Source organism: Aquimarina sp. TRL1, from assembly GCF_013365535.1.
Classification (GTDB): domain Bacteria; phylum Bacteroidota; class Bacteroidia; order Flavobacteriales; family Flavobacteriaceae; genus Aquimarina; species Aquimarina hainanensis.
In genome coordinates this window covers 2,054,570-2,066,001 of record NZ_CP053590.1, presented here as the reverse complement: position 1 = coordinate 2,066,001, position 11,432 = coordinate 2,054,570, and the positions used below count along the sequence as shown (strand labels likewise).

The 11,432-nt window shown below is 36.7% G+C and carries 6 protein-coding genes; 4 read left to right on the top strand and 2 right to left on the bottom strand.

Annotated elements, in window-relative coordinates:
• Positions 1-47 precede the first annotated feature (47 nt).
• The 3 genes from HN014_RS08470 to HN014_RS08460 all read left to right on the top strand — a co-directional run bounded on the left by HN014_RS08470 (position 48) and on the right by HN014_RS08460 (position 8,454).
• Positions 48-455 (top strand): hypothetical protein, encoded by a 408-nt coding sequence (locus HN014_RS08470; protein WP_176028449.1) that lies wholly within the window; start codon positions 48-50, stop codon positions 453-455.
• A 527-nt stretch (positions 456-982) separates the two neighbouring features.
• Positions 983-5,752, top strand: a complete 4,770-nt coding sequence (locus HN014_RS08465; protein ID WP_176028448.1) for a glycoside hydrolase family 19 protein — start codon at positions 983-985, stop codon at positions 5,750-5,752.
• An 83-nt stretch (positions 5,753-5,835) separates the two neighbouring features.
• Positions 5,836-8,454 (top strand): glycosyl hydrolase family 18 protein, encoded by a 2,619-nt coding sequence (locus HN014_RS08460; RefSeq protein WP_176028447.1) that lies wholly within the window; start codon positions 5,836-5,838, stop codon positions 8,452-8,454.
• A gap of 95 nt (positions 8,455-8,549) precedes the next feature.
• On the opposite strand, the gene HN014_RS08455 is transcribed toward HN014_RS08460, so the two are convergent.
• Together HN014_RS08455 and HN014_RS08450 are read right to left on the bottom strand one after the other, a co-directional pair.
• Positions 8,550-8,909 (bottom strand): YraN family protein, encoded by a 360-nt coding sequence (locus tag HN014_RS08455; protein ID WP_176028446.1) that lies wholly within the window; start codon positions 8,907-8,909, stop codon positions 8,550-8,552.
• 4 nt (positions 8,910-8,913) lie between these two features.
• Positions 8,914-9,807 (bottom strand): LD-carboxypeptidase, encoded by an 894-nt coding sequence (locus tag HN014_RS08450; protein WP_368660073.1) that lies wholly within the window; start codon positions 9,805-9,807, stop codon positions 8,914-8,916.
• A 111-nt stretch (positions 9,808-9,918) separates the two neighbouring features.
• Between HN014_RS08450 and HN014_RS08445 the strand changes: the two genes are divergently transcribed.
• Entirely contained in the window at positions 9,919-11,412 is a 1,494-nt protein-coding gene (locus HN014_RS08445; RefSeq protein WP_176028444.1) for a DUF1800 family protein, read from the top strand.
• Positions 11,413-11,432: the final 20 nt, after the last annotated feature.

Sequence of the window (11,432 nt, the reverse complement as noted above, 5' to 3'; positions counted from 1 at the left end):
CAACCATATTTCACATTACACATCATTTAAGTAAATATACCGTAGAAATGATAAAAAGAACAGAGATTCTTATCGGAGTGCTATTCCTTATTTTCCAAAGTTGCTCTACCAGTCAGGAACAAATTACTTTTTCCAAAGAAGAGCAGATGAAAAAAGACAGGGAATCACTTGATATGATGTATGAAGAAATTCTCACGATATCTCACTCCAATGAATGTACCACTCCTGACAATTGGACTTTTACTAAAATAGGAGCAAAAGCATGTGGTGGACCGACACATTATATCCCTTATCCTACCAATATTGAACGTACTGCTTTCCTCGAAAAAGTAACAAAATACACAAAAGCTGAAGATCAGTTTAACAAAAAATGGAAACTAAACTCAGATTGTATGATTCCAGCTGCACCAACAGCTATTAAATGCGAAAACGGAAAAGCAATATTAGTTTTCTAATAACTCAAATAAACCGAAATAAGCCCTCTTTATTCTTCAAAAGAATATAAGGGGCTTTTTTTTGCAAAAAAGAATTCAACAACCCTACTCTTATGAATCAGTTTCTAATGCTTATCAACTCTTTCTTATAAAATTAATTCCCTCCCTCATTGGGCTACATTTTTTACTTCGAATACCTCTCCCAAACATCTCTATTATTTTGGATTTCTTTTTTCAAAAAAACAAAGGTTTACATCTTACGGAAAGACCTTACTTTTAATGATTCAAAAAAGTAACCCCCTTCGAAACAATATTTTAACTAAAAACCAACTTCTTTTTTAACAATTCCATAACAGTCTTTCTTTAAAACGAAAAAACGCTGGTATCCACCTCCATGTCCTGCATATATAAAAGTATACCATTCGTATATTTTTTTTTGTCAAAAGTCGATAAAAAACCAACTTAGAAGGCTTAGTCAGCATAACTGACTAAATTATTTAACACAAAATTTAATTACTAAGTTAAAATTCAACTTAATTCATGTAACTATGAAGAAAAAAACTAATTGCAAGAAAAAGAAGCTTTTTCACAGAAGTAGTTTCTCTAAACTATTACTGTTTTGTATAGCCTTTGTCAGCTATACAGGATTTGCTCAAATTAACTCTGGCGGAAGCCATACGACAGCAGATCACACAAAGCAAGTTATCGGGTACGTTCCCAACTGGGACGCATGGAAAGGACCCAAATTTGATGTCCTTGCCAAATCTTTAAACCATTACAATATTGACTACTCTCAATATACAATACTAAATTTTTCATTTTTTGGTGTTGCTGTAGATGGTTCATTACACAGTGGAGACTTAAGGAATAAAAAAATATATGCTCCAGATGAAATTCAGCAACCAGCAGATCTATTGCACCCTGATGAAAATAGTAGTCACGATAAAGCCTTTGTTCTGGGACAACCAAAAAAGTTCTGGGGATGGGATGAAAAACTACGTGCTTTAGGATATGAACCGAACCCTGGAGGGGCTTATCTAGGATGGATAAGAACTGCTACAGGAGAAGAAGGAGCATGGCCATTAGAAGAATATGTAGAAAAAAGCATGATCGCTATCGCCAAAGAAAACGGAGTAAAAGTAATGGCGTCTATTGGAGGATGGAGTATGTGTAAGCATTTCCCTGAAATGGCTGCTGATGTTACTAAAAGAGCCCGTTTTGTTGCTGATTGTAAAAAATTAGTAGACGAATATGGCTTCGACGGAATTGATCTTGACTGGGAGTACCCAGGACCTTTTGCAGGAATGAATTTCACCGGAACAGAAGCTGACTACAGAAATTTTACGATACTCGTAAAAGAAATAAGAGCAGCAATAGGTCCAAATAAATTAATCACCTCTGCAATGTCTGCCGCTCCTAATAAACTAGGAGGACTTGAATGGGCTGAATTAGACAAGTACATGGATTATTATAATATGATGACCTATGACTTTAATGGAGGATGGTCTAACAAAGCAGGGCACAACTCTCCTTTATACGACTACCCAGAAGCCGAATATGCAAACTTCTCACTAGATGCTACTTATAAAAGATTAGTAGAATTAAACGTAAACCTATCAAAAGTAAACTTAGGAGTTGCTTTTTACGGACGAGGGGTGATCACTGACGGAGCGCCATCATTAGGAGCGAAAACTAAAAAAACATCTCAAACTTTTTCTGTAGACGGACCTGTTGAATCTGCTTCAGATTTAGTTCGTTTTAAAGACATGGAAGGAACTCCATATTACACGACTATCCTAAAAGAGCTTGCCTCAGGAAACTGGACAGAACACTGGGATGATACTGCAAAAGTACCTTACCTTACTCATAAGACAGCTAATGCTTTTTTAAGCTATGACAATGAAAAGTCATTGACTTTAAAAGCGAATTACATTTCGAATAAGAAGCTTGCTGGTTGTATTGTATGGGAAGTATTCAGTGACTTTATCGTTGGTCCTGAATCTAAAAAAATCGGAAAATACCCATACTGCCCTACAACAAAAGCTCCTCTGGCAAACGTAATAAACAAGGCTTTTGCTACTACTGACGGAGGAAATAACAATCAAGCTCCAACACTTACAGTTGTTGCTCCAACTGCACAGGAAGATATCAAGCAAGACGCTTTACAGGCAATTACTTTAGTAGCAGAAGCTAATGATGTTGATGGATCTGTAGCCAATGTTACTTTTGAAGTTGACAACCAAGTATTAAATGCTACGTTAAGCAACAATCAATATACAGCTTCCTGGACACCTTCTGCTTTTGGAAACTACACCGTAACAGTTACTGCTACTGATAACGAGCAAGCTACCGCTAGAAAATCGGTTCCTTTCTCTGTTTCCAAAACAACAGGAACTCCTAATGAAGCACCTACCCTGACAATCGTTGCTCCTACCACACAAGAAGATATCAAACAAAGTACATTACAAGCAATCAATCTTGTTGCTGAAGCAAATGATACTGATGGTACAGTTTCTTCTGTAGAATTTACTATTGGAAACGAAACCCTGCAGGCTGCTTTATCAAATAACCAGTACACTGTATCATGGACTCCTAGCTCTTTTGGAGCTTTCACAGTTAAAGTTGTCGCTACCGATAACCAACAGGCAACTACAGAGAAAACAGTGTCTTTTTCTGTATCCAAAAGAACAACAAATCCAGGAGGAGGGCACCCATTAGTTTCTAAAGAACTATGGAATACTTTATTCCCATACCGATTCGGTTCTAAAGATACTGGAGGAGGTGTATGGGTACTCGATCCAAAAGACGATTTCTATACATACGAAGCGTTTATCGAAGCAATTAACAGAATGGGCAAAATCAAAGTTCTTTTCGAAAGAAGATGTGGTACTAATGCCTATAAAATTACCAGAACAGATAAAACTACAGGAGTATCTAAAGTAATCCGTACTGATGTAGATTACAATGCACCAAGAAATGTAGATAAAGAAGTAGTTTCTGAAGAGGTAGATTATGCTTCTTTCCTAGAAGAAGGAAATTTAGAAACAAGACAAAGAGAGATAACTGCCTTCTTTGCTAACATCTCTCATGAAACAACTGGAGGATGGGATACTGCACCAGGAGGGAAATACTCTTGGGGATTACATTTCCGAGAAGAAAACACAAATGCACCTTATGCATATCCAGATACAAACTATCCTCCTACTCCAGGAAAATCATATAAAGGAAGAGGACCTATACAATTATCATACAATTATAACTATGGCCCTGCCAGTGAATTTATTTTTGGAGATAAACAAATTCTACTAGACAACCCAGACAAAGTAATTCAGGATGCTGCCTTAGCTTTCCAAACTGCTATCTGGTTCTGGATGACTCCTCAATACCCTAAACCATCTGCACATAACGTAATGGCAAACAAATGGGTACCTAATGATTTAGACAAAACTAAAAACAGAGTTCCTGGATTAGGAATGACGGTTAATATTATCAACGGAGGAGTTGAATGTGGACAAGGAACAGAAAAGCCTCAAGTACTTAGTAGAATAGGATATTACCAGCGTTATACCGGTATTTATAATATCGGAACAGATATGGATGGAGTTCATGACTTATCAGATTGTGGATGTAAAGACATGAGTAAGTATGGTGGTGATTCAGCTGATTTAACCGCTGAACCATGTGCGCAAAAACCTGCCATTACTTTCACATCTCCAATAGACAATCAGGTAATTCTTCAAGATGCTTTCAGTGCCATAGCAGTAAACATAGAAGTTGATGAGAAAAACTCTGTTTTACAGTCACTAACTACAACCATTGGTAGTCAAACATTTAATGGAAAGACATTCTCCTGGACTCCTTCGTCTTATGGAACACATACATTTACAGCAAATGCAACATTCCAAAACGGTCTTACAGCTTCTTCATCTATCAAAGTAATTATCTGGGATGGAGTAAACCTTGACTGTACTGATATTCCTGAGTGGAGATCTACAAGGATTTATGAAAAGCCAAATAACTACGTAAAATACAAAAACGTAGTTTATAGAAATAAATGGTATGCAGCAATCGGAGCTACTCCTGACACCAATGGTGTATGGGAAAAAGTAAAAGATTGCGGAACAAGTCCTGGAGCTGCTCCTGTAGTTACTTGGGAAAGTCCAACAAGCGGTCAAGTAATCGAAGGAAACACAATCCCTACAGTAAGCTTATCTGCTACTGCAACTGACAGTGACGGAACTGTACAATCTTTTTCTTTCTCCTACAATAACAGCACAATCAACGCTACAAAAACAGGAGATCGATACACAGCAGATCTTACTCCTGTAGCTTTTGGTCAAGTAACCGTTACCGCTACAGCTACTGATAACAGTAATAAGACGACAAGTAAAGACATTACATTTACTGTACAACAAACAGGGCAAAATACAGCTCCTGTAATATCTCAGGTTTCTCCTGCTGACGCAGCTGTTATAGAGCAAGCACAACTTGCAAGTATTGAGCTAAAAGCAATCGTAAAAGACAACGCTTCAGTAAGCTCCGTAGCATTTGTTGTGAACAATGCAACTGTAGCAGTTACTGCTAATCCAGCAGACAGCTATACCGCTACATGGACACCAACTGCTTTCGGAAATGTTACTTTCGAAATAACAGCTACTGATAACGAAGGTGCTAGCACGACAAGCACAACTACCTTCACTGTTAAAAAGAAAAATAACAATACTGGATGTAATGGAACTCCTGCTTGGGAACCTAAAGTATATGCAACATCTGGTCAATTAGTAGCATTTAACGGTATCGTTTACAAAAACAAATGGTACGCCAGTGCTTCTGAAGAACCAGGAAGTAGTGATGTATGGGCGTATGTTAGAGATTGTAATGGAGGGTCATCTGATGAATTCTGTGGACACAATCGATGGATTTCTTCTTTAGTATACAATACAGGAGACAAAGTATACTATCAGGAAAAAATATACACAGCGAAATGGTGGACTCAAAATAACACTCCAGGAGCTAGTAATGAGTGGGCGTTTGATTCTGATTGCCCTCAAACTAACCCTACAAACATTATTTCCAGAGTATACCCTACTGTAGTAACTGATCAAGTTAACTTCAGTATAGAATCAGACAAGAATGCATTTGTAAAAATTGTATTATTCGATTACTCAGGAAAACGTGTAAAAACATTAGTAAATGAAAACATCCAAAGTGGCGCAAGAACATTTACTAAAAGTCTTGGGACTCTTAAAAACGGACTTTACATCTATAAAATCTATATGGATGGAAAGATTCAGACAGAAAAACTAATTAAAAATTAATAATTATTAACCACAGAGCTGGTTTAATTAACTATTAAACCAGCTTTCTTTTAAACCAGTAAATAACCAAAACACACAAGGTCATGAAAAGAACGCTTGTATTACTCAACTTTATATTTTTGAGCGTATTGCTACATGCGCAATACCAATTCCCTCCCTGCCACCCGGCATGGGATTCGACAAGGGATCATTACAAACAAGGAGAAAAGGTATCTCTGGACGGTATTAACTACACCGCTAAGTACTACACCTCTGCCAGACCAGGGCATGGTTCCTGGCAGCGCGAAGGAGGGTGTGGAGACGGAGGATTAGGTCCTGATTATCCTGGAAAACAACGAATCATCGGGTACCTTCCTACCTGGATTCCTGACTATGATATTAAAAACAACTTCAACCCTGAAGTAGTAACTAATATCAACGTATCCTTCTTAATGTTCAAACAGAACAATAAAGATTATAACAGTGCTAACTTTGCTTCTATTTCTTTTGATGAATTTCAGTTAAGAAAAGTAGACTCTGTATTAACAGATTGTAATGTATTATCCAAAGCAAGAGCAAAAAACGTAAAAGTATCTGTAGCGCTAGGAGGAGCAACGGATTACGCATTCTTATGGCTAATGACAAAATATTACAATAATGATCAAAAGCTAGAAGAAATTGCTAATTTATTAGCTGATTACATTACTGTTCGTGGATTAGACGGTATTGACTTAGACTTAGAATGTTGGTGGGCTGACCCAGCCATCGCAGGAACTTCTGACCAGGGAGGTCGTGTAAGAGGTAGTAAATGGGGAGACGGTGATCAAGGACCTCACCCGGCAGCTATCGGACTAACAAACTTAAGTAAGAAACTAAGACAAAAACTTCCTAATAAACTTATTACCGCAGCTGTTTTTGGTACTTCTTGGTACGGAAACAATTACGATGCTAAAATGGCAGACTATATGGATTGGGTTGGTTTAATGACCTACGATTTCACTGGTTCTTGGGATAAGTCTCCTATTGGACCACATGCTTCGTTATACAAACTTCCATTGGGTACATATTCCGGACAATCCGCAGACAACCCTATTTATTCTGCTCAAGATGCTTTGGAATACTGGTTAGGAATTGCAGAACCTACCTGGAACCATGCAGGAGGATTTGGAATGAAAAAAGCAAAATTAGTTATCGGAGTACCTATGTACGGGTATGATTTTTCTGAGAAAAAGCCTGATGGTGGTAATGGTGTAAAATTTGTACCATACAAAGACATCATAACTGAATTCCCTAATGCAGCTACCAGCTATGACCCAAAAGATCCGAAGAAACTAAATGGACATATCGGATTAAACGGTAAAAATATTTATTACGAAACACCTAAGCAAGCAGGTGAAAAAATTAAGTATACTAAGAATTACGGACACCAGGGAGTAATCATCTGGGAACTTACCCAAGACGCAGATTACAACTCATCATCCAGTATCTTAAAAGCTATTAATGAAGCAGCAGGGAATAACAATCCTATTAACAATGCTCCTGTAGTTACATGGCAGAATCCTTCAGAAGGTCAAGTAATAGAAATGGATACATTATCTGCTATTACATTAAAAGCAAAGGCTGTTGATAGTGACGGTACTGTAAAATCTTTTAGTTTCAAGCATAACGGAAGTGTTATCAACGCTACTCAAACAGGTAATGAGTATACTGCTAGTTTTACTCCTACTGCTTTTGGTCAGGTATCAATCACAGCAACTGCTACAGATGATAAAAATGCTACTTCAGAGCGTGTCGTAACATTTACTGTGAAGAAAAAATCCAACGTAAACACTCCTCCATCTATAACAATGGTAGATCCTGCAGATAATAGTACAATTGAGCAAACAGCTTTATCTCCTATTACCTTAAAAGCGACAGTAACAGACAATGGTTCTGTAAGTGCGGTAACATTTATGGTTGGAAATACAACATTGACTCCTTCAAATGCAAACGGAGGAAATGTGTATACTGCTAATTTTACCCCTACTGCTTTTGGTCAGGTTTCTTTCAAAATTACAGCAACAGATAATACAAACTTATCTTCTGAAAGCATGACCAGCTTTACTGTAAAAGAAAAAACTTCTACCAATACTTGTGTTGATATTGCTCCATGGGAACCAAAAGTATATGCTGCCAGTGGACAAATTGTAAAATACAATGGTATTGTTTATAAGAATAAATGGTATGCTAGTGCTTCTGAAAAACCAGGTAGCAGTGATGTATGGGCATATGTTAGAGATTGTAATGGAGGATCATCTGATGAATTCTGCGGACACAATCGATGGATTTCTTCTTTAGTATACAACACCGGAGACAAAGTATATTATCAGGAAAAAATATACACAGCGAAATGGTGGACTCAGAACAACACTCCAGGATCTAGTAATGAATGGGCCTTCGATTCTGACTGCCCTCAAGCTCCAGCTGCTGCAAACGGATTGACTTATCCAACGGTAGCAAGTGAACGTATTGATATCAGTATCAATCCTCAATTGAATTCTAGAGTAAAAATTGAACTTTATAATTTTTCAGGAAGATTAGTTAGAACCTTATTAGACGATACAATGTCTAAAGGAAATAAATCTTTCTCTAAAGATGTATCTGATTTAGAAAGCGGTCTTTACATCTACAAAATTAATATCAACGGAGATATTATTACAGAAAAATTACTGATTAGAAAGTAACCGCTATTTAAAATAACTATAAACCAGGGTCGATTATTTATCGACTCTGGTTTTTTATTTTTTATCTCTCCCCTGCCCTCTTTACCAGACTAGTTTTAGAAATGGTAAAATGCATTTTCCAAGTGTGTAACATCTAATATCCCTCCTTTGTTAATAATCGAAATAATATCAAACCGAACTTCCATATCTATATCTTTCTCTACTATATAATGGTCAATTGCCTTGACTAGTGATTGAATCTGTTTAGGCTTTACAAACTCATGGGGAGCTCCATAAACTTCAGAACTTCTGGTTTTAACCTCAACCACAATAATCAATCCTTCATTTTCTGCTATTATATCTATTTCTGATTTTTGAAAACGATAGTTTTCCTCCAGAATCTTATACCCTTTTTGGACTAAAAAGTCCACAGCTAACTTTTCTCCTTTCTTCCCTAATTGATTATGCTCTGCCATATATCTATTTATACATTACCAACACTTGATCTGTTGTCACTTCCATTTTTGCCTTTACACCGAAAACAAGCGCCCTATTATCTTTAATATGCCCCATTGGAAAATCAAATACTACAGGATATGAATACTCCTTTACTACATCTAGTATAATTTCTTTCGCGTTCATCCCAAAAGGGATAGTATTATCGTGCAACTGAGTCATTCCACCAATAATAAGCCCGGATAGATCTTCAAGTATTTTGTTTCGTTTCAAATTCTGAAACATTCTATCGATATGATATAAATACTCATCCAAATCTTCTATACATAGAATTTTGTCTTTTGTATCTATAGAAGAAACCGAGCCACAAAGAGAGTACAAAATAGATAAATTCCCACCTATTAAAACCCCTTCACCAGTTCCTGTAATGTTTTTCTTATGACTAGAAATCTGATACTTAATTGGTGTTCCAAAAACTGCATTTTTCAAAGACATTTTTGCCTCTAACGTACATTTATGGATATCAATTGGCATAGGACCATGAATAGATGGTATTGCCAATGTATGTAAATGTGCATGTAGTACTGTAATATCAGAATACCCTATCACCCATTTAGCACATTTATTTTTTAAAGAAAAATCAATCGCATCAATAATCCGAATAGTACCATAGCCGCCTCTTGCACACCATATTGCTTTTATAGAAGGATCATTCCACATTTCCTGAAAATCTTGAGCACGAATAGTATCTGAGCCTGCCAATTGATTTTCTCCGATTCCAATTGTTTTTCCCACTACCGGAACCAAGCCCCATTCCATAAGAAGGCTCACTGCAAAAGATACTTTTTTTCTATCAATCTTTCTTGCAGTAGAAATAATACCTACTCTATCTCCTTTTTTAAGCCTTTCTGGCAACATAACCATATTTTTTAAAAAACTTTAACACAATAATTAACATAAATTTTCGTTATTACCCATTACATCGACATGAAATCACTAATAACCTACTAAATACAAAAAGATACAGCCATGAGTTTTAATCCTTCCTGTAATCTAGATCCACTCGACCCCTATATTCCTACTCCTGAAAACCCATGGAATGTAAGTAAAATAAATCACTTATACAGGCGTGCTGCTTTCGGTGCCAAAAAAAATGACGTAACTGATGCCCTTGCTCAGAATGACCCATCTGCACTAGTAGATATGTTAGTCGACGAAGCAATTAGTGCCATTCCGACTCCAGACCCTTCCTGGGGGTATTGGACAGGGGATAATTTTGAAAATGCCCCTGAAGAAATGTCTCACTATATTGCCGAGGGAAAAAAAATGATGTTTAATGATTTTACAAATCATAAGCTTAGAGATCGTTTATCTTTATTTTGGAGCAACCATTTCGTAACCGAAGATGATGAATACAGAAGTGCAGCCTATCAATATCAATATTATAATTTATTACAATTTCACGCCATCGGAAATTTCAAAGATTTCGTTCATGATATTGGTATTTCCGCTCCCATGCTGGTGTACCTCAATGGGGATCAAAATATAAATGACCGCCCCAATGAAAACTATGCCCGCGAACTCTATGAACTCTTCACACTCGGAATTAATAATGGCTACAATGAAGATGATATTATCGAAACATCCAAAGCATTAACCGGATGGGTTAATACCAACGACATCTCATTAGGTCCCATTACTTTTGACCCCGAAAAGTTTAGCAATGAAACCAAATCAATTTTTGGGCAGACAGGTAACTGGGGGTATAGTGACGTTATTGATATTTTGTTTGAACAACGAACTGATAAAATTGCTACGTTTATTTGTTCCAAGCTTTATCGCTATTTTGTCAGTCCAGTTATCCAAGATGATATTATAGCCGGAATGGCACAAACATTTATTACAAATAATTTTGAGATTGGTCCTGTATTACGTCAACTCTTCAAAAGCCAGCACTTTTTTAATCAATATGCTTTTTCTGTAATTATTAAAAGCCCCATTGATTTACTGGTCACTAATTATAATGAAACAGATTTCACCCTACCTGCTGATCTTGATTATCTCAATTATTTTAGAAATACATCAAGAGTTTTAGGACAGGATGTATTTAACCCTATTGATGTTGCGGGATGGCAAGGTGATAGTGACTGGATTAGCCCGGATTTGTTAATTGGCAGATGGGATGGAATACGCTATCTCATCAATAGATCATGGCAACACAATGAAATTCAGTTTAAGAACTTTCTGATTGGGCTTCCTATTGGAACAGCTGCAGAAGGCGTATTGGCTACTACTACTGACGATGTCATATTAGTGGTAAGAGCAATCACAAATTACTTTTTCGCTAAGGGGGTAGAAGACCCTATTATATTCAATGAGCTGTTAGGTGTTTTTAAAGGAGATAGTGTTCCTGAAAATTACTATGAAGATGGAACCTGGACACTTGACTATCCTGGAGTTGAACAACAATTATACAATTTATTACTGTACATCTCTGAAATTCCGGAATTCCAATTAAAATAAAAAACACCCGCAACAAGAAT